18 protein-coding genes and 1 riboswitch are annotated in these 19,934 nt (G+C 44.9%); of the genes, 10 read left to right on the top strand and 8 right to left on the bottom strand.

Features of this window, described 5'->3' with window-relative positions; translation table 11 throughout:
* Nucleotides 1-175 precede the first annotated feature (175 nt).
* Nucleotides 176-817, bottom strand: a complete 642-nt coding sequence (locus tag K8O68_RS02840; protein ID WP_230895423.1) for a nitroreductase family protein — start codon at nucleotides 815-817, stop codon at nucleotides 176-178.
* Between the two features lie 206 nt (nucleotides 818-1,023).
* Between K8O68_RS02840 and K8O68_RS02835 the strand changes: the two genes are divergently transcribed.
* The 7 genes from K8O68_RS02835 (at nucleotide 1,024) to K8O68_RS02805 (ending at nucleotide 7,235) form a co-directional block, all read left to right on the top strand.
* Nucleotides 1,024-1,227: a DUF1657 domain-containing protein gene (locus K8O68_RS02835; RefSeq protein ID WP_093050668.1), complete on the top strand. Its 204-nt coding sequence runs from the start codon at nucleotides 1,024-1,026 to the stop codon at nucleotides 1,225-1,227.
* A 144-nt stretch (nucleotides 1,228-1,371) separates the two neighbouring features.
* Nucleotides 1,372-2,382, top strand: coding sequence for a stage V sporulation protein AD (spoVAD, locus tag K8O68_RS02830; protein ID WP_230895422.1), 1,011 nt, complete (start codon nucleotides 1,372-1,374; stop codon nucleotides 2,380-2,382).
* Nucleotides 2,383-2,438: 56 nt separating this feature from the next.
* Complete coding sequence (locus K8O68_RS02825; protein WP_230895421.1) at nucleotides 2,439-2,645, top strand: DUF1657 domain-containing protein; 207 nt, start codon at nucleotides 2,439-2,441, stop codon at nucleotides 2,643-2,645.
* 11 nt (nucleotides 2,646-2,656) lie between these two features.
* Nucleotides 2,657-3,520, top strand: coding sequence for a DUF421 domain-containing protein (locus K8O68_RS02820; RefSeq protein WP_230895420.1), 864 nt, complete (start codon nucleotides 2,657-2,659; stop codon nucleotides 3,518-3,520).
* Between the two features lie 249 nt (nucleotides 3,521-3,769).
* Nucleotides 3,770-4,654, top strand: a complete 885-nt coding sequence (locus K8O68_RS02815) for an alpha/beta fold hydrolase (RefSeq protein ID WP_370640472.1) — start codon at nucleotides 3,770-3,772, stop codon at nucleotides 4,652-4,654.
* A gap of 390 nt (nucleotides 4,655-5,044) precedes the next feature.
* Nucleotides 5,045-6,037, top strand: a complete 993-nt coding sequence (locus tag K8O68_RS02810; protein WP_230895419.1) for a DUF4003 family protein — start codon at nucleotides 5,045-5,047, stop codon at nucleotides 6,035-6,037.
* Nucleotides 6,038-6,065: 28 nt separating this feature from the next.
* Complete coding sequence (locus K8O68_RS02805) at nucleotides 6,066-7,235, top strand: substrate-binding domain-containing protein (protein WP_230895418.1); 1,170 nt, start codon at nucleotides 6,066-6,068, stop codon at nucleotides 7,233-7,235.
* A gap of 41 nt (nucleotides 7,236-7,276) precedes the next feature.
* Here K8O68_RS02805 and K8O68_RS02800 read toward each other — a convergent pair whose 3' ends face one another.
* The 4 genes from K8O68_RS02800 to K8O68_RS02785 form a co-directional block, all read right to left on the bottom strand.
* Nucleotides 7,277-8,878, bottom strand: coding sequence for a hypothetical protein (locus tag K8O68_RS02800; protein WP_230895417.1), 1,602 nt, complete (start codon nucleotides 8,876-8,878; stop codon nucleotides 7,277-7,279).
* Between the two features lie 3 nt (nucleotides 8,879-8,881).
* On the bottom strand, nucleotides 8,882-9,658 hold the full coding sequence (locus K8O68_RS02795; protein ID WP_370640473.1) for an ABC transporter ATP-binding protein: 777 nt from the start codon (nucleotides 9,656-9,658) through the stop codon (nucleotides 8,882-8,884).
* A gap of 320 nt (nucleotides 9,659-9,978) precedes the next feature.
* Nucleotides 9,979-10,941, bottom strand: coding sequence for a M23 family metallopeptidase (locus K8O68_RS02790; RefSeq protein WP_230895415.1), 963 nt, complete (start codon nucleotides 10,939-10,941; stop codon nucleotides 9,979-9,981).
* Nucleotides 10,942-11,129: 188 nt separating this feature from the next.
* The gene (locus tag K8O68_RS02785; RefSeq protein ID WP_230895414.1) at nucleotides 11,130-12,638 is read right to left on the bottom strand and encodes an amidase family protein; all 1,509 of its coding nucleotides are present in this window, start codon (nucleotides 12,636-12,638) and stop codon (nucleotides 11,130-11,132) included.
* A 134-nt stretch (nucleotides 12,639-12,772) separates the two neighbouring features.
* On the opposite strand from K8O68_RS02785, the gene K8O68_RS02780 reads away from it, so the two are divergent.
* The 3 genes from K8O68_RS02780 (at nucleotide 12,773) to K8O68_RS02770 (ending at nucleotide 15,550) form a co-directional block, all read left to right on the top strand.
* Nucleotides 12,773-12,973, top strand: coding sequence for a CsbD family protein (locus K8O68_RS02780; protein ID WP_230895413.1), 201 nt, complete (start codon nucleotides 12,773-12,775; stop codon nucleotides 12,971-12,973).
* A 143-nt stretch (nucleotides 12,974-13,116) separates the two neighbouring features.
* A complete protein-coding gene (locus K8O68_RS02775; protein ID WP_093050705.1) occupies nucleotides 13,117-13,422 on the top strand; it encodes a hypothetical protein in 306 nt (101 codons plus the stop codon).
* Between the two features lie 172 nt (nucleotides 13,423-13,594).
* Nucleotides 13,595-15,550, top strand: a complete 1,956-nt coding sequence (locus tag K8O68_RS02770) for a CoA-disulfide reductase (RefSeq protein WP_230895412.1) — start codon at nucleotides 13,595-13,597, stop codon at nucleotides 15,548-15,550.
* Nucleotides 15,551-15,612: 62 nt separating this feature from the next.
* On the opposite strand, the gene cydC is transcribed toward K8O68_RS02770, so the two are convergent.
* From cydC to K8O68_RS02755, 3 genes are all read right to left on the bottom strand, one after another.
* The gene (cydC, locus tag K8O68_RS02765; protein WP_230895411.1) at nucleotides 15,613-17,343 is read right to left on the bottom strand and encodes a thiol reductant ABC exporter subunit CydC; all 1,731 of its coding nucleotides are present in this window, start codon (nucleotides 17,341-17,343) and stop codon (nucleotides 15,613-15,615) included.
* Nucleotides 17,340-19,073, bottom strand: a complete 1,734-nt coding sequence (cydD, locus tag K8O68_RS02760) for a thiol reductant ABC exporter subunit CydD (protein ID WP_230895410.1) — start codon at nucleotides 19,071-19,073, stop codon at nucleotides 17,340-17,342. Before cydD ends, cydC begins: the two co-directional genes overlap by 4 nt.
* Nucleotides 19,074-19,292: 219 nt before the next feature.
* The gene (locus K8O68_RS02755; RefSeq protein WP_230895409.1) at nucleotides 19,293-19,457 is read right to left on the bottom strand and encodes an anti-repressor SinI family protein; all 165 of its coding nucleotides are present in this window, start codon (nucleotides 19,455-19,457) and stop codon (nucleotides 19,293-19,295) included.
* A 32-nt stretch (nucleotides 19,458-19,489) separates the two neighbouring features.
* A riboswitch (cyclic di-GMP riboswitch) is annotated at nucleotides 19,490-19,578 on the bottom strand.
* Nucleotides 19,579-19,934 lie beyond the last annotated feature (356 nt).

The raw sequence follows: 19,934 nt of genomic DNA, 5'->3' as shown, positions 1-19,934 counted from the left end.
TCCTTTGTAGAGGATTGGGAACAAGTATTGGTCTCTCCTCTACAATAGGAGCTTTTTTTGTGTTTGTAAACTCAAAATTACATTATATTCCATTCATGCAAGGCTACTGGGTCTGACCCCCCAGTTATTTACAAAAACCCCGCAAGCACGAGTGCCTGCGGGGTTCATATCAAAATTAAAATGAATTTCTGACTGTTACTTTTTCGAGCGGAAAGCGGTCTGACTGGTGTGCAGGTTTTGCTGCTTTACCGATTGTTAACAGCATAACCGGGACGTAACGCTCCGGCACGTTAAATTCTTCAACAAACCGATCACGCTGGAACCCGCCCATCGGGCATGTATCATACCCTTTCGCTTTTGCAGCGAGCATTAGCTGCATAGAGGCAAGCGAAGCGTTTAATACAGCTTCATCCCTTGGGAAAGGTGTGTCTCCTTTATAGGCGCCATTAATTTGCCCGACTAATGTGTTTTTCACGTCTTCACTCATGAATCCATTATCTACTGCTCCTTGATAAACCTCTTCAGCGTTTTCATTTGCCTTCAGATCGCCGAGCACCGCAATGACTGCAGAACTTTCCACCACTTGCTGCTGATTATAAGCAATCGGAAGAAGCTGTTCCTTTTTTTCCTTATCATCAATGATTAGGAACTTCCAGTGCTGAAGGTTCCACGAAGAAGGCGCCTGAGCTGCCGCCTCAAGAATCTCATTTAATTCATGATCAGGAATTTTTACTCCTGTTTCATATTTTCTAACCGAATGTCGTTCCTGAATCGTTTGAAATAACCCCAAATCCTGAGGGTGTGTTGTTGTACTCATCTATAAACCACTCCTTATCCATTTTTCCCACAGAGAATTATACCAGTATGGCTGGAGCCGGCTCAAAAAATATGCTTGAGGCCGAACCGCTCCCTTCTTTTAAATTCCGTATTTTAACAGCTATATCAAATAATAAATAACTGCTTTTTAAACCATTCTATTTACCGAAGGTCTGTTTCACTAAAAATGATCAGGAGGAATGACATATGACAGTAGCAGCAAAAATGAAGCAAACAGTCGCCGGTTTAAAGAGTGCTCAGGCGAGTTTGGAGACATTTGCCCTTGAAACTGAAAATCAGCAGGCAAAGCAGCTTTTCCAACAACTGGCCCAGCAGACACAAGGTGTTGTGGACGGCCTTGAGCCCCGTCTGCAGGAAATACAACAAGAAGAACCTCAATACAGACAGTAACGAAGAATGCACGGATCAGCTGACCTGTCACTGGTCTGTGCCGTTTTTACATAGCGTCCAGCTATAAAAGTGTTTAGCACTTATGCGTATTTTTCCCTGTATTTATAAAAATACTAAATTTATTAGGGTCAGGAGGGATGTTTTATGTTAAAAGGGCATCAGACGTGGGAGTTTGAAAATCAGCCTGTCATTTTGTCTACAGGTACAGTCGGCGGACCTTTTGAAGCAAATGGGCTTCTTGCAGACGACTTTGACTTATTGCATGAAGACCTTTGGCTGGAACAGGACTCTTATGAAAAAGCACAGAAAGTCCTGCTTGAAGAATCAATCACACGCGCGATCGAGAAAGCCGGATTACAAAACGAAGATATTCATTTCATGCTTACAGGAGACTTAATCAATCAAATTACGCCTTCCAGTTTTGCAGGCAGAACACTTGCGATCCCTTACCTTGGATTATTCGGCGCCTGTTCAACGTCCATGGAAGGACTTGCACTTGCTGGGATGACCATTAATTCCAAACACGCCAAGTATATTGTTGCAGCCGCATCGAGCCATAACGCGGCCACAGAAAAACAGTTCAGATATCCGACAGAATACGGCAGCCAGAAACCTCCGACGGCCCAATGGACAGTGACCGCTTCAGGAGCAGCGGTCGTAGCGGATTCCGGAGACGGGCCGATTGTGACGTCCGCTACAATTGGAAAAGTAATTGATATGGGGTTATCCGACCCGTTTAATATGGGTGCGGCCATGGCGCCTGCAGCCCTTGATACCATTGTGGCCCATTTCCGGGACAGAAGACTTGAGCCTGACCACTATGACCTCATAGCAACGGGAGACTTAGGGAAAATCGGTATGCCGATCTTAAAAGACCTTCTGAAAGAAAGAGATTTAAACATTCCTGAAGAAACCCTCCAGGATTGCGGGCTCATGATTTACCGGGAAGGCCAGCCGGTTCAGGCAGGTGCCAGCGGTTCTGGCTGCTCAGCTGCAGTCACATACGGACATCTGCTTAACCAAATGAAAAAAGGCGAACTAAAGAAAATACTGGTCGTAGCTACAGGGGCTTTGTTGTCACCAATGTCCTACCAGCAGAAAGAAACCATCCCATGCATCGCCCACGCCGTATCAATCGAAGCAGGCAAACAGTAAGTGGAAGAAACTGGGGGGTCTGACCCCCCAGCAATACCCAGCAAGGAGGTGGCGGTATGTCAGTTGGCAGCCAGGTGCAAGGGACACTCGTTTCATTGCAGTCGATTGAAGCAACGTTATTGACGTTTGCTGCAAAAAGTTCAGACGAGGAGACGAAGGAAACTTTCCTTAAAAGCGCCGAAAGAACGAAAGCTGTACTAAATGAAATTCAGAAGAGAAAAATGCAGATTGAAAATGAAGAACCTCAATACCAACAAGAATAGGGGGGAGCAGTATGATGGAACAGTGGGTGGAAGTGGCCCTGAGAAGTCTTGCAGGGTTCGTTATTTTATTAGTTATTTCGAGAGTTTTTGTACGAAAACCAATTGGAGAGTCTTCTCCTTTTGAATTCAGCCTGGTGGGGATTGTCGCTATTATTATTGCCCTTGGATCTTTCCAGCTGGCTGTCCCAGTCAGAATTCCGCTGACTGCACTCGCGGTCTGGGGAATCTTAATTGTCGGAGCTTCTTTACTGAACGTGAAAAGCGCCGCCTTCCGTTCTTTTGTGACAGGCGACGGGATACCAATTATTAAAGATGGAAAAATTCTTGAAGATAATATGAAAAAACAGCGCCTTACGACAGATGAGCTGCTGAAAAAACTCCGTTCAAAAGATGTCTTTCAATATGCAGATGTGGAATTTGCCGTACTTGAAGGCAATGGCGAATTAAACATTCTCACGAAAAAAGAACAGCAGCCGATCACACCAAAAGTGTTAAACAAAACTGTCGCCCCTATTAAAGAGCCCGAAACAGTCGTAATGGATGGTAAAATCCTTGATGAACCTTTAGCCACGAGAGGCCTCAGCCGGGACTGGCTCCATACAGAACTAGCCAAAATGAATGCAAATCTGGATAATGTTTTTCTTGCTCAAGTTGACGAATACGGGCAGCTGTCCATTGATTTGTACGATGATCTTGTTCAGGTGCCGCAGCCTGTCGAACTGCCTTTACTTGGAGCAAGCATAAAAAAAGTCCAGGCAGACCTTGCATTGTATGCCCTTGATACAGAAAACCCCGAAGCCAAAAAAATGTATAAGTGGTGCGCTAAGCAAATGGACGAGGTAGACGACCTTTTATCTCCATACACCAGTCAATAACACCAGGTTTCTGCCCAACGCCAAGTCCTGGGAAAACGCCAGGTTTTTATATACAAAGTTTATTTTATTAGTTCAACAAATTATTTGAATCTTCTCAAATCAATGGTACCATATTTTGTATATTGATCTTTGAGGAGGTTTTTTATTTGACTCAAAACGAACATAATTTTTAACCTTGCTGCTGCCGCGGCCCTCCAGATCATTTTGCTTTTTCCACTGGAAAAACCTAATTAACTGGAGGGATCACACTTGATAATCAACGGAAAAGAAATTTACACAGAACAATTTGGCACAGAAAACGATCACGCTATTCTCTATCTCCACGGGGGCCCTGGAGAAAGCTGTTTTGATTTTGCCCAGCATCAGGGACAGAGGCTGGGCCGTAATTTTCACGTCGTTATGCTTGACCAGAGGGGCGTCTGCCGTTCAGAAGTTATTCAAGACAACGAGCCATTTGGTTTAATGGATATCGTTGCGGACTGTGAAGAAATCAGACAGACCCTCCGCATTTCCAAATGGTCAGTCATCGGCCACTCATTCGGAGGCTACTTAGCTCTGCTCTACAGCTGGCATTATCCGGATGCGGTAAATAAGGTGATCTTTGAAGGACCTACGTTTGACTTTACCGTCACGAGCCGGGCTCTCCTTACAAAAACCGCCGCGCTCGCCTTAAAATACGGAAAAGACGAATTGGCCCAGCAGTGCTTGAAACTCCGCGATTCCAAGGCTGAACCAATCGAATTAACAGAAGGCTATATGGCCTTAAGCAACGGCCTGGAAGACAGCCGAATGGAGATTTACCGCTATAATAATGAAAGCCATACAGATACATCCAAGTATTCAGAGGATGAATGGGAACACTTTTACGATCGTTCCGAAATTCATTACAACCGCCTTCGCCGAGAAGGAAGGATTTTTGAACCGCTGTTTGATAAACTGTCAGGTATTTCCGTTCCTATGCTGATGATCAACGGACTTCATGATCCTGTAGCCTGTGATGTTCACCGCCACTTCTTTTTACAGAACACTGATAAAGGCCGGATCATCACTTTCACCGGCAGCGGCCATACTCCTCATTACGAAGAACCAGACCGTTTCGCAGAAGAAGTACGGAAGTTTCTTTTAGAAGGATAGTTTCAAAAAACGCCCTTCAAAAGGGCGTTTTTCAATACTTATCTCCGGCTTCTCCATATAAGATAGGACACTCCAGCTATCATAATTATCACGATAACAAAAAGACTTATAATAACCGTCCAGTTAATGGTAACAAGCATTCCGTTTATCCTCCTTCATCATCCCTCTATTGCCGGCCTAACATTAAAAACGCTGATGGTAAATGTCTCTCAGTATATCATTCACTCCATCAGCACTCCTTAAAACACATTCTTTTCCATCTCCACTGGAAAATCTGCCTTTCACTTAAAAAACCAGCAGTTTCAAAAATACATTTATGAAACGGAAACTTTAGACCCTTTCGCCCGTAAACCATAGTAATAAAAAGCTTAACTCAGGGAGTTGAAAAAAATGGAAGTAACGGATATGAACAAAGTCAGTCAATACAAAGATATCTATAAACAGCTGCGGAATCAATTCCGCTGGCACGTTCCCGACCAGCGCATACTGATGATGGCCGCCTCTTTTTACGTTATAAAAAACACCCCATTTGATTTAAAAGCTTTCACTGAGCTTGCAGATTTTATCAAAAAAGAATCTTCTCTTTTTTCAACAATGCGGTCGCACCAAAGATTTACAACGGCAGCCATGCTTCTCCAGCGATTCGACCACCCACAGGAAAAATACGCAGAAATGACTGAACTGTATGATAAACTCGTCAAAGGAGGCTTTGCTCGCGGATCTTTCACTTATATTTCAGCCCTTGTCATGCTTTCCGGAGACCCTGACGACAGTACTCACGAAAATTCAATTAAGAGGTCTCTTGCCGTTCATAAAGGAATGAAGACTCACCATCCCTTTATCACTTCAAAAAATGATTATCCCTTATCTGTTTTGCTAGCCCAGCTCGATAAAGAGGTCGAGCCTCTTATGGACCATGTCGAATACTTCTATCGCGAGCTTAACCAGAGTGGCTTCCGGAAAGGAAACGATCTGCAGTTTTTAAGCCATATTTTATCAATTGATAACACTTTTTCTCCTCAGCAGCTAATAAGCCTGTGTCTTAACATGCGCGATAAACTCCTGCAGGAAAAAATAAAAATTAAGCCGATGCACTACCCTGAAATCGGACTCCTGGCACTCGTAAATGCTGACGAAAATGACTTGCACCATATTAAAGAGCTGACTGAAGAATTGAACACGACCAAGTGGTTTAAATGGCATAAGGATTTAAATACGATTATGGCCGCTAATTTCGCTGTCAGAGAAAAAATTGATCAGAATAACATAGTTGAGACAGGAATTTTCACAACAATAGAAACGATTATCCAGGCACAGCAGGCAGCCATGATTGCCGCCTTTGCAGGGGGATCAGCAGCTGCCACCTCGGGGTCCAACAACTGATTTAATAGACGCAGAAAGGTTGAAACAAATGAAGGACAATATTGGCGTTCGAATTGTGTACTTTATTTTCTTCACAGGACTTATTATCTTCGGAGGATATATCGCAGCCTTCCTCACCGCTATTTTTGGAGGGTTGGCCTTTTATACTCCGCTAGTTGTTGCCATTGCCGGCTTTCTGATCATTTATTTAGCCGTTTATTTTTTTATCCCGGTCCGCCCGAAAGTTTTAAAAATTGCCGCTGCCGTTTTTTTCAGCCTGGCAGTACTCTCGGCTGCCGGCTATTGGGGATACAACACTTATATCGACAATTTGAAGATGGTAACTGACCGCGGAGTTGACTTGCATGACTACCAGCCATTTGAAGAAGGGACCAACGTGGCCGTTCTTGAAACTCAATCAAGCTTTCAAATAGGGGATGAACTGCCTGTGATGGACGGCGCAACTGCTCTTTATCCGGTGTACGCCTCTTTTGCCCAGGCGGTTTACCCGGAGAAAAACTATGATCCATACGGCCGGCACAGTGAAGTTGTTTCCACTAAGACAGACGAAGCTTATAACCGCTTGATCAGCGGGGAGGCTGATATCATTTTTGCCGCCGGGCCGTCAGAAAATCAGGAGCTGCAGGCCGAACGTTATGGAGTGGAACTTGAACTCACACCTATTGGAAAAGAAGCCTTCGTATTTTTTGTTAATTCAAGAAACCCTGTCGCCGGCCTCACTGTTGAAGACATACAGTCTATTTACTCCGGTGAAACAGCTAATTGGAAGGAAGTCGGAGGCAACGATGAAGCTATACGCGCTTTTCAGCGCCCAGCCGACAGCGGAAGCCAGACGGCTCTTGAAAATTTAATGGGTAACACCCCCCTTATGGAACCTCCTACGGAAGATGTGGTCGGCGGCATGGGCGGGATTATTTCTGAAACGGCCAATTATCACAATTACCGCAATGCCTTAGGATACTCATTCCGCTATTTCTCCACAGAGATGGTGCAAAACGGAGACATAAAGCACTTGGAAATTGAAGGGGTCTACCCGGAAAAAGAGACGATCCGGGATGGTACTTATCCAATCACCTCAGAATTCTATGCCGTCACTGCCGGGAGTGACAATCCCCACGTTGATGACTTAATTGACTGGATCCTCTCCCCTGAAGGCCAGGAACTAATTGAAAAATCAGGCTACGTCCCTGTTAATTAAGAAAAACGTGCCGGAAACCATCGTCCGGCACGTTGTTATTTCTATAGTCTTCTCCACAGCACCATATTGGCCACAAAGAGGACAGCTCCATAAACCGGCGTGCCGAATGTGAGCCCGCCTACCCAGAAATGAATGCCGTATAACACCAGGATGGGTACGAACAAAAACAGGACTTTCCCCGTTTCCTGCTGGGCCATTTCGAACGATTCAGAGAAAGGCATGATCTCTCCGTTCAGCACTTTGAAACAGAATAAGACATACAGGCTGGACACCAGCCACACCACGATTAAATCAGGAAAAATATTTACGGAAAAAATGAACATGAAAATGCCGCTTAAGGCAGCAAATACAGGCACATATAATGCCACTATAAAAGCTTTCAGCGTGCCTTTAAAAATTGGGCTTCTGTTTGTCACCGGAAGTGCTTTGTAGACCCACGATCCTTTGAAATTCTCAGAGTACCTGAGCATGAGAATTACTGTCGGGATCATCATAGCTGAAAAATACACCGATAAGTAATAGCGGCTGGCCGCCACTTCTTCAAATGAGCTCATGCGCACCTCGTTAAAAATAAGAATAAAAGGAATGACAAAGGACAGGCCTAATACAGGATAGACTTTCAGTTTGAACTGCCGTTCGTTTTTCATCATTTTCCGGGCAAAATAATAAAATATCTCTTCTTCTCTCGTTTTACAAAGAAGCCGGCCAAGACGCCCTTTCTTCTTTTTCTTCCCCTGCTCCTGATGCGACAGTTTCTCCAGGTTTCTTTCAAAAGACGGAATCGCTTTAATGTATATATAAATTGACAGGAACGGGACGGTCACAGCCAAAATAGAAAACACAATTAAATAGACATCGCGGCTTCCGCCAAGGAGGGTTTCAAACAGCGCCCCGTACCAGATGGGAGGCAGAAACGCCTGCCACCATTGAGGTGCAAACGTAAAGTCGAGATTGAAAATTTCAAACGAGCGGATCACGAGCTGATAACCGATCACTATTGATAACGATAAAGCGATTTGAACGTAGTTAATAATATCCTTCAATTTTTCCCCGTCAAAAAATCTTAAAACGAGGATATATAAGAGAGCCGTCACCACGACTATTAACAAGTCTATAAGAATAATCTGCCCCAGAAAAACAATGAAAAACGGCCACCCGCGCACGAGCAGACTGACCAGTAACGGTATCCCGGTAATTGTGCCCGTGAGAATAAACATATAAATGCTCACATGCACCATTTTTGCCACATTAACCGTCCTCCTGTTTACCGGCTTCGTATTTAAAATGTTCTTATCCCTGATATCGAGCAGCACCTGGGAAAAGTCCGAAATCATTGACGTCATGAGCAAAAACATTAACACCCCGTAAACGAGTGTCATTGGCAGCATATAGCTGTCTCTGATTAATATGAATGGAATAAGGACAAGGCCTAAAAAAGCGTAAATCCACAGGGATTTCAAAAACTGGTTTGATTCATTATCTTTATTTTGCCTGCCGGCTTCATTAAACACAGTCGGCATCCTGCGCCGGTCCATCGTCAGCTTGATTTGCAGGATTCTCCTCATCGCCGGATAATCCACACCAAACCTTTGGAACACCCCTTTAAATACATCGACAATCTTTAAGGACGGGTAATTTTTCATTTTTTACCCTTCCTGAACAATGGCAACGACTTTTTCAGCAATGTTTTCATGTTCATCGAAGCCCGTTAACTCATTAAAAATTTCTTCCAGAGTTCCGTCCATATTCTGCCCTTTCAGCTCTTCAAAACTCCCGTCTGCTATAAGCCTGCCGTCCGAAAGCAGGACAATGCGGTGGCTGATCTTCTCGACAACTTCCATAATGTGCGAGGAATAAAAGATAGTTTTCCCCCCGGCTGCCAGCTTAGCCAGTATCTCTTTCACAATCATGACACTGTTGGCGTCGAGCCCGCTCAATGGTTCATCTAAAAATAACAGGTCAGGATTATGAAGCAGACTTGAAATAAGCAGCACCTTTTGTTTCATCCCTTTTGAGAAGGAAGAAATTCTTGAATGGTACACCTCTTCAAGGCCAAACAGCTTTGCCAGCTCTGCCGCCTTGGCGTCTGCTTCCTCATGCGCCATGCCGTAAAGTTCGCCTGTAAAAGTCAAATACTCGTAAGCTGTTAAATTCTCATACAGATCCGCTGTTTCGGGGACATAACCGATTCTTTTCTTGTATGTATGGTCCCCGCTGGAAATATCCTCTCCAAAAATGCTCACCTTGCCGTCAAATTCCTCAATCAGCCCGAGCATAATTTTCACAGTCGTACTTTTTCCTGCGCCGTTAGGACCGATGTAACCGATAATTTCCCCTTCATATACCGTTAAATCAATTTCTTTTAAGACGTGTTCTTTACCAAACGTTTTCGATAACTGTTTAAGTTCCAAAATAGGTTCGATTGGTCTCACCTGCCATTTCTTTATGCCTACCCGCATTTTAACATGGAAGGTGCCGGGATTTGTGATTTTCGCTGATTGAAGGGTGGGTTTCGCTGATTGAATTCTATTTTCGCTGATAGGAGGCCGCTTTTCGCTGATTGACCCTCAATTTTCGCCGATTGAATCGCTTTTTCGCTGATTGACTCCTGATTTTGTTACCCGGACACTCAATTTTCCCAACGACAGCTCCTGATTATCCGCTAACCGTCCCAAAACCACACTGTTAACCCCCGCCTACTCTCTAATTCTTCCTATCACCCTTATTTTTTCAGGATGAATCACTAAAACCCGGTTACTTCATCACCTCTGACCGGCTCTTCGCCGTCATTAAAACGGATCCTCAGCGATTTTGCCTCTTGCCAGTCAGCATCATCGGCGACATGAAAATGAATATGCGGTTCACTGGAGTTTCCTGAATTTCCGGCCAGCCCTATGATGTCGCCTGGGAAGACTTCATCTCCTTCTGAAACGATCAGAGAGTTTTTTCTGCAGTGGCCGATTACGCTGAACTCTCCGTGTCCATGTTCGATAATGACGTGATTGCCAAGTGGAGCTTCTTCATTTGTTTCAATTTGCGGCGTGTTATCAGGGATTCCGTCTTCAACACTCACCACTTTTCCTGACGCTGGTGCGAGAACCACTTTTTCGAATGCATGGTAACTCTCATTGTCTTCAGGATCACCCCTGAAAGTACTTCCGTCTTTTTTGACAACAAGGTCATAGGCATAGCGCTGGTTTTCATAAGGATAATGGTAGTTGACAAGCTCGTTCGTCCCTCCCCAAAACACAACCCAATTATTATTAACCGGCATCCGATATGTATTTTCAGTGAATACGGACTCACTTTCAAAGGGAGAGTCCAGTGGCATGAGCCGCAGCCCTTCGATCGTAAAATCCTCCGAAAAGTAACTTCTAATTCCCTTTGTACCATCACTGTTCATCCACTGATATTCCATTAGCCCGTTCAGCTCCATATCAGAAACAAGTTTAAAGGTGCCTGCTTCCCGGCTGAAATCTTCGCCTAGACTTTGAAACTCATCATATGACACATTTTCCTGGAATTCATTGCTTGTCTGCTCATAAGTGCGTTCAAATTCCCCTGCCAGAAAAACGTCAGGGAACTCTTCAGGAGAAAAGGAGTCCCATTCAGCCTGGCTGGAAGACTCACTATTTTCTCCGCATGCTGCAAGCACAATTACCCCTGCTACGGACAGAGATAACAGGTTTCTTTTAGAAGATTGCATATGATCTCTCCTCTTTGGCACTTTCTTATACCTTGTACGACCTTTACCAGGAAAAAGTTTCATTTTTAAGAAAAATTATAGAGACACATGTCGACGTGACAGATACAAAGATAAAGCCGTACTCTTACTATCTGCCCGTTTAAAGTGAATTGGCGGTATCCCCTGTAAAAGGTTTATATCTCAGCGCCTCAACGTTCGCGGCCTTCAAATAACGGGTTTCCTTTCATTCCTTTCCATAATTCACTTTGCTCCAATTGAAAGGCGAGTCTGAAGAGGAGATCTTCCCGTCCCTTTGGAGCCATCACCTGGACACCGAGAGGAAGGCCTTCCCCCGTTAGATGGAGGGGCAGTGACACAGCCGGCTGCCCCGTGAGGTTTGCCAGTTGTGTATAAGGCGTATAAGTGAGACTCGGAAGAAACATCTCGTAAATAAGAGCTTGCTGTCCGCTCGAAGAAGCTTCTGCCAGCTTTCTTCTGAATTCCTTGGCATTGGCTGGCGACTGGGTGAGCTCACCGATCTTTGGCGCGGGGTAAGCAGTGGCCGGGGTCACATAAAGGTCGTACCGTTTATGAAAAGAGGCGGTTACCGCTGCTGCGGCATCCCATGCCTGAAGGCTTAAAGAAAATTCTGCCGCCGACACCCTTTTTCCAGCTTCACTCAGCATCCACGATTCCAGTTCAAGATCGTACGAAGTTATTTTCCTGCCTGACATTTTTTCCAGCGTGCTGACGACCCCTGCCAATTCTCCGCTGTTCATTAAGTAATAGTTCTCCATCAGTTTCACTCCGTCCAGCTCAGGAGAGGCTTCTTCAACCCTGTGGCCTTCTTTTTCAAGCCAGGCGGCTGTCTTTTTCACCGCTTCCACGGCTTCATCAGAGACTGGCGTGTGGACCGGTGACTGTGTGGAAAAAGCGACAGTCAATGGCTTCGCCCAGTCACTCTCTTTTTCCTGGAGCACGGGTGTTTCCAGAAGAGGCGCTTGAAAAGCTGCCTCAGGCTGGACAGTCTGAAGTAAATCAAACAACGCAGCGCTGTCACGCACCGACCGGCTTAATACAAAATCGATCGCTGCCCCCTGCCACTGCCGGCCGGAACCGGGTCCTACAGGCATGCGCCCGCGCGTCGGCTTTAACCCGAATAATCCAGTAAATGAAGCAGGAATCCTGATCGATCCCCCGCCATCGCTCGCACCGGCTGCCGGGACAATTCCGCCTGCAACAGCAGCTGCTGAACCGCCGCTTGAACCGCCCGGAGAATGACCGGTATTCCAAGGGTTTCTTGTTGGCCCGTAAAGCTCAGGCTCTGTTATATTTTTTAACCCGAATTCCGGGATGTTTGTATGGCCGGCTGCAACTATGCCGTTAGCTCGAAGCTTTCTAACTAAATGGGAATCCTGTTTTGCCGAATGGGAAGCGAGCAAACGGGAACCCACTGTCAATTTTTCTCCTTTCACTGCCTGCGAAGCATTTTTCAAGAGAAAAGGCACCCCGGCAAACACACCTTCTTCGCCCGTTATGTTTTTCGCTTCCTCCAAGGCCTGTTCCCTCCGGTGGTGAACCACTGCGTTCAAGGAAGGATTTATATTTTCAAGCTGTTTCCAGGCAAGCTGAAAAATTTCCGAGGGCGACATTTCCTTTTTTCGTATAAGTTCTGAGAGATCAGTCGCATCTAAAGATCTATAAGTTTGTAAGTCCACACTCTCACCTCATCCAAAATATGTATATATTACACTAACTATTGTACCAAACTTGCCCGTATAAGTTTCACTCACCAAAACAAGTGGTATATCAACAACATAATCGAAAGCTAATTCCAAAGGAGAGATTACTAATGAATCAAGACCAATTAAAAGGTAAATGGAAACAGCTTACTGGAGAAACGAAAAAGAAGTGGTCGAAGTTGACCGATGATGATTTACAGCATGTAGACGGCAACAAAGAAAAGCTTATCGGGAAAATCCAGGAGAGATATGGAAAATCGAGAGAAGATGCTGAAAGAGAAGTTAACGCATGGGAAGACGATAATAAATAAAGACCAAAAGAACCGTCAGCTTAAATTGGCTGGCGGTTTTGCTTTGCTTTAAAGGCCCTTCTGACCGTCACGGGCGACAAATCATTTTTTGTAGTGTTAAAATAGGTTAAGAGATTACGAAGGTTTCAAAAGGAGAAAGCGTTATGTGGTATATCATTATTATTCTTGCAGTGGTTATAAGTATCCTTGGGATTTATTTTATGAATATTGGCCTGATCCGGGTTCAGCTTGAAGAGTTGGCCCATCGTTTCCAAAAAGGCGAGAGTATGAGCGGTGACCTTGAAGAGTGGGAGTATTATTTAAATAAATTGTTCTGGAAGCCGTTTGGAACTAAAAAAACGATCGATGCTTATGGACCGCATTACGAAGATTATTTAAACGCCTACTACCCGGACCACGATTCTGCCGCACTTGAAAAATATAAAAAATTTAAGCAAAAAAACAGTTGACCGTGAAGAGGCGTATCTCATAATGAGGGCCTCTTTTTTGTATGTGTTAACTTTCACATAACGGTCACAACTTCTTACTTAAAGACATTTACATAGTGTTAAACCTGCTGTAATATACCCTTATAGGTATTAAACAAAAAACGAATGCTTTAAATTACAGGAGGTTATTCCTATGTCTAAAAAAATTGTTATTGTCGGCGGTGTGGCCGGCGGAGCTACAGCAGCTGCCCGATTAAGAAGAATTGATGAAACATCCCATATTACAGTTTTTGAGAAAGGTGAGCATATTTCATTCGCCAACTGTGGACTGCCGTATTATATTGGCGGCACAATTGAAGACCGTGATAAACTGCTCGTTCAAACAGTCGAGGGTATGTCGAAAAAGTTTAACCTTGATATACGCAACCTGACTGAGGTGACCGCCATTAATCGTGCCGACCAGACTGTCACAGTCAAAAAAGCAGATACAGGTGAAGAATATACTGAATCCTATGATGAACTTGTTCTCTCACCTGGCGCGCGCCCAATTGTTCCGCCTATTGACGGGTTAAATGACGCACAGAATATATTCACACTCCGCAATATTCCTGATACAGATAAAATCAAAGGCTGGGTTGATGAAGAGCATCCAAAGAAAGCAGTCGTGATCGGCGGAGGATTCATCGGCCTGGAAATGGCTGAAAACCTGCACGAACGGGGAATTGACGTGACAATTGTGGAAATGGCTGACCAGGTAATGGCGCCTCTCGATTATGAAATGGCCTCAATCGTCCACGAGCATGTGAGCAGCAAAGCAACCCTTATTTTAGAAGACGGAGTCAAAGCTTTCCGTGAAAATGGAAAAAAAGTTGTTTTAGCGAGCGGAAAAGAGCTTGAGAGCGACTTGACCATTCTTTCGATCGGTGTCCGTCCTGAAAATGAACTGGCGGTTAATGCCGGATTACCAGTAGGCGAACGGGGAGGAATCATTGTTGATGACACCCTTCGTACTGAAGATCCTCACATTTATGCGATCGGTGACGCGATTGAAGTGAAGGACTTTAATCAGGGGAACGCCACAATGGTGCCGCTTGCCTGGCCTGCAAACCGTCAGGGGCGTATCGTGGCTGACAACATTTACGGTAAAAATGTGAAGTACAAAGGGACACTCGGAACTGCCATTGCAAAAGTGTTCGACCTTACAGTAGCAGCAACCGGGAATAATGAAAAGACGCTGAAAGAGCTGAATGTGCCCTATGAATCGGTGCATGTCCACCCTGCGTCTCACGCGGGTTATTACCCTGGAGGATTTCCTGTCTCTTTAAAACTGACGTTCAATCCTGAAGACGGCAGAATTTACGGAGTCCAGGGGGTTGGAATTAACGGGGTCGATAAACGGATTGATGTTATAGCTACGGCTATTAAAGGCGGTTTAACAGTATATGATCTCCCTGAATTGGAACTCGCTTACGCACCGCCGTATTCGTCTGCAAAAGACCCTGTAAATATGCTCGGATACGTGGCATCCAACATTGCTGACGGTGCCCTGGAAATTGTTCACCATCATGAGATTGACAGGATCGTCGGTGACGGCGGGACGTTAGTCGACGTCCGCAACCCGGAAGAAGTGGCGATGGGCTCTATTCCAGGCTCAATAAATATCCCGCTTGACACGTTGCGCGACCGGCTCAGTGAGCTGTCTTCAGACCGTAAAATTTATATTACGTGCCAAGTTGGCCTTCGCGGATATCTGGCAACCCGTATTCTCGAACAAAACGGATTTCAGCCGGTCAACTTGAGCGGCGGATATAAAACCTATTCGTGTGTTAATGCCCAGTGTTCCGATTCCGTCCAGGAAGAAATGGACAGCCGGAAAAACGAACCGGTCGTTGAGGAGGGGGACCTCCAAGCCGAGGTTGAAATTAACGCGTGCGGCTTATCCTGCCCCGGACCGATAATGAAAGTCCACAAAGGGATGAAAGAACTGGAAGACGGCCAGGTGCTGCAAATAAGCGTGACAGACCCAGGCTTTGCAAGAGATATTGAAGGATGGTGCAAGAGCACCGGCAACACGCTGTTAAAACAACAGACAGAAGAAGATAAAATCAGTGTCTGGATTGCTAAAGGGAAGGTTCCGGTACAGGTTTAGAAAACAGCTTAGAAAATAAAAGGGAATAACTGGGGGGACAGACCCCCCAGTTATTCCCTTTTTCAGGCTGAAAAGACACTTTTCTCGATTTGTTTCATTTCATAGAAATAGCCTTGTTTTGCCATCAATTCCTCGTACGTGCCTGTTTCAACGATTTTCCCCTGCTCCATTACTATAATCCGGTCCATTTGTTCAAGTCCTGTTAACCGGTGACTGACCAGGATAAGCGTGTCGTTTTCGGCTTCTTTAAATAGATGGTCATAAATCTTTTTTTCGGTCAGTACATCCACAGAAGAAGTTGGTTCATCGAGAAGCCAGAGACGTCCTTCCTTCAAAAGCCCTCTGGCGACTGCCAGCCTCTGCTTTTCTCCTCCTGAAAGATTGCCGCCTTTTTCGAGCACCTGGTCATCGAGTGAAAAATCTTCCAAGTGAACATAAGCCAGCGCCTCTTTAATCTGATCATCTGTCAATTCGTCACCGGCCAGCTGTAAATTTTCCCTCACTGTTCCATAGAAGAAGTGCTGCTCCTGGAGGAGGGCTTTCGTGCCCATCCACAGGCTTTCTTCATCTATTTCAGTTACAGGGCGGCCGTTTATATGAACATTCCCGGTGTCTGCACGGTAAACTTTCAAAAGAAGCTGAAGCAATGTCGATTTTCCTGACCCGCTCGGTCCTACGATAGCTGTTTTGGAGCCTGCAGGAATCGCTAATTGCACGTCTTTCAGTGCTGCGCGGTCTTCCCCGGGATAACTGAAAGTGACATTATCTATGAAAACACCCCAAGGTTCTGAACGGTCAAGTATGACCCCTTTCTGCTCTGCCTGTTCTCCCTCAGACTTCTCATCGCTTTCCACTGCTGAAAATAGCCGCGCTGCGGCGTGCCTGCTGTCTTCGTAATGATTAGGAAAGGCGGCCATAGGCACAGCATTCTCAAAAACAGTCAATGAAATCATAACGAGCATGGCAATAAAAACGCCTTCCAGTTCGCCGACTGTTACTAAATATGCCGAGGCTCCAAGTACGAGCCAGGAAACAGCCATAGTAACACCTTGATTGATCGACTGGCTGAACAGCATCCGGGTCCCGGCTTTCTCCTGCCCGCTGATATAGTCGTCTGAAGCTGCAATTAACTTGCTTTCCTGCTGTTCCAGTTTCTGATGGATTTTCAAATCTCTGAAGCCGTAGAGGAACTCAGTCGCCTCTACTGATAAGTTTCCCCGCCGTTCTCTGACTTGCCCTTCAATTTTCCAGTGTTTGCCCGCAAACATAGCAGGTATCAAAAAGCCAGTCAGAAGGAGTCCTGCTGCTAAAATTAAACCGATATACACCGAAAAATACATCGTAAAAGCAATCGTTGCTAAAAAGACAATCAGCATAACAATCGGAGGGTAAAATACCCTTAAGAAAAAGTTTTGCAGACTTTCTACGTCCCCTACTATTCTCGAAAGGATATCCCCGCTCCGGTATTTTTGAAAAATACGCGGAGCTAACGGCTCAATTTTTTCGAAAAAGTGGACTCGGAGATTACTCAAAATCGTAAATGTCGCGCGGTGCGAGTAATACCTTTCAGCATACTTGCTAAGCGCCCGTGTAAAACTGAAAAGTTTCAGCAGCGCGATGCTTACAGTCAGGACATAGAGCGGCGGCATAATCGCCGCTTTGGATATAAGGTACCCGCTGTTGGCAAACACACTCACCGCACCCATTCCTGCAAGAAAGCCGAATAACACGGATAAAAGAACATCTTTTCTTTCCTTAAGCATCAGCGTCATAATCATCCCTGTTTCTCTCATCCTGCTTCCCCTCCTTGATGGACACGGATCATGCTGCTGTAAGCCTCTGACTCCTGCAGAAGCTCTTTATGAGTCCCCGCAGCTCTCAGTTCGCCGTTTTCAAGAAACAGAATCTGATCCGCATTTTTTATCGTATGAAGACGGTGGGCAACGGTAATGATGGTTGACGATTTTCCAAGCTCCTTCATAGAACGCTGGAGAATTTGTTCCGTTTTCAGATCCAGCCCGACTGTCGGTTCATCAAATAAAATAACGGTCGGCTCCTTCAGGAAAGCACGGGCTAACGCTACCCGCTGCTTTTCGCCGCCTGACAGCCCTCTTCCGCCTTCGCCAATTACCGTTTCGTAGCCGTCTTTTAACTCTGAAATCATCTCGGCAATTCCAGCTTTTTCAGCTGCCTGTTCCACTTCAGCCCGTGTGACATTTCCGGGCTTTCCAAGAATAATGTTTTCTTCAATCGTGCCGGAGAACAGGTAAGGATTTTGAGAAATATAGCTGAGCTGGTTATACCAGTCTGTTTCTTTGTAAGTGTTTAACGGCCGGCCGTTGACTATGATCTCTCCTTCAGTCGGAGCAACAAGGCCGGCAATTAAATTCAGTAAGGTTGTTTTTCCTGCCCCGCTCTTGCCAACCACAGCTATTTCGCTGTATGGCTCGCATTCAGCCTTAAGTTTATCTAAAGCAAAAGCCTCTCCGCCGTAAGAAAAACTGAGGTCTCTGAAGGAAATAGCAGGAGGGGTCTCCTGTGTATCCAATGAGACATCTCCCCACGTAACCGGATGTTCCTCAGCCTCTAACTCAGCAGCCACACGTTTGGCCGCTCCCATACTTCCTCTCCCCGTATGAAAGGCACTTCCTAATTCTTTTAGTGAAGTAAAAAATTCCGGGACAAGTATAAGAACAAAAAAGGCAGTAAAGAACGTGAGCTGCTCATAAATCACGAGCCGGAAACCGACTTCAAGCGCAACGAGAGATATACTGAGCATTGAGATAAACTCAAGCATAAGAGAAGATAAGAAAGCAATTTTTAATACTTCCATCGTTGCGTCGCGGTAATCCAGGCTGCTAAGCCTGATATCTTCTTTCTTTTCTTTTGCCCGTCCAAAAAATTTCAAAGTTGAGAGTCCTTGCAAAATATCCAGGAACCGTCCCGAAAAGACAGTAAGCTTCTCCATCTGTTCTTCTGATTTCTTCTGCGTGTTTTTTCCTACCACAATCATCATAATCGGAATAAAAGGAGCGGTTATGACTAAAATGAGCCCTGACACCCAATTCACCCAGAACACTGCGATGAGAAGCATAAGAGGTACAATGGAAGACTGGATCATTTGCGGGTAGTAATGACGGAAATAATTATCAATCTCATCCACTGAATCCATCAGCACACTCACTTTTTCCCCGGATTGTCCCTTCAAGGATGCCTGCAAAGGATTCCTGCTGAATTTATTTAAAAGTTTCTTTCTCACATCACTTTTTACATGGCTTGCCATCTTCATACCTGTTCGCCCGTTCACATAAGTAAACAATGCTCTTATTAACAGCGCTGCCAAGAGACCTCCAAGCCAGAAATAAATCTCCCCAAATGCGCCGTTATTTAAAAATATATGATCAACGATGAGCACAATAAACCAGGCCTGGGCGATAATGGATGCCCCGATCATAAACGAAGATACCATTAAAGCTGACCTGCTCTTTTTTTGTTCCTGTGCCATTTGTTTTAGCTGCGTCATGACTGTTCACAGCCTCCTCATAACATACTGTTTTAACTGTCTGTATAGTGTTTACATTCCTATTTTAAAGGAATAACCCCCCTGATACACACAATGTGCTTATTTATATTATGACACTTTTGTGACAGTCTCAACAACCTGGGGTCAGACCCCCCATTTATTTCCACAAAAAAACTGTTTCAAATAATTATTTGAAACAGTTAATTTAGCCCAGCCCGTCTATAAAACATTCCCTTTTTCATGATTTATGTCAGACGCTGGTAAATTGTTTAAAGATTCCTGGAAGAACGTGCGTACTTCTTCCGTGGTCATGCCTATTTCTTTTGCTTCAACCATTAACTGCTCCCATTCTTTGTCCAAGGTGGAATGTACGGTATTTTCCATTTCCCCCAGACCTCCTTTCCCACAGATGCCTAATAGGCGGCCCGGCGATCTTAGGCGTTTCCCTGCCCTTAGACCCGTAGCTTTGCGTCCCTGCTTTTCAACAGATTTGCCTTTAGCTAGTAGGAAGGTAAAAAGTTGTTCTTTCTGACCTGTCTTCCTGTCCATTATCTGTCGGACGCAAGCCCGTTTGCATCCCATACAGAATAAGTTTAAGATTATCACTTCCGGCTGCTTCGGCTGCTTAAACTTTCCTTCTGATTAAATCCCTTGTTCTCAAAAGTGAATTAAACGGCCATACCACTTTTTTGAAATAAATAACATAATAGAATATTCTGATAATTATCCTTACAGTTGCCCCCTATCCCTCCTTTTTCAGTTTAAACTTTTACCCTTAAACGCTTCTTTACCGACTCTTTCTGTCATCTAATATACTTCTTATAGGTTAAATCCAAGTTAAAAAAAGGAAAAATGTTCTTT

The organism is Salipaludibacillus sp. CUR1, from assembly GCF_021028955.1.
GTDB lineage: Bacteria > Bacillota > Bacilli > Bacillales > Salisediminibacteriaceae > Salipaludibacillus.
Note: the sequence above shows the minus strand (reverse complement) of the source record. Positions and strands in the feature narration are given on the sequence as shown.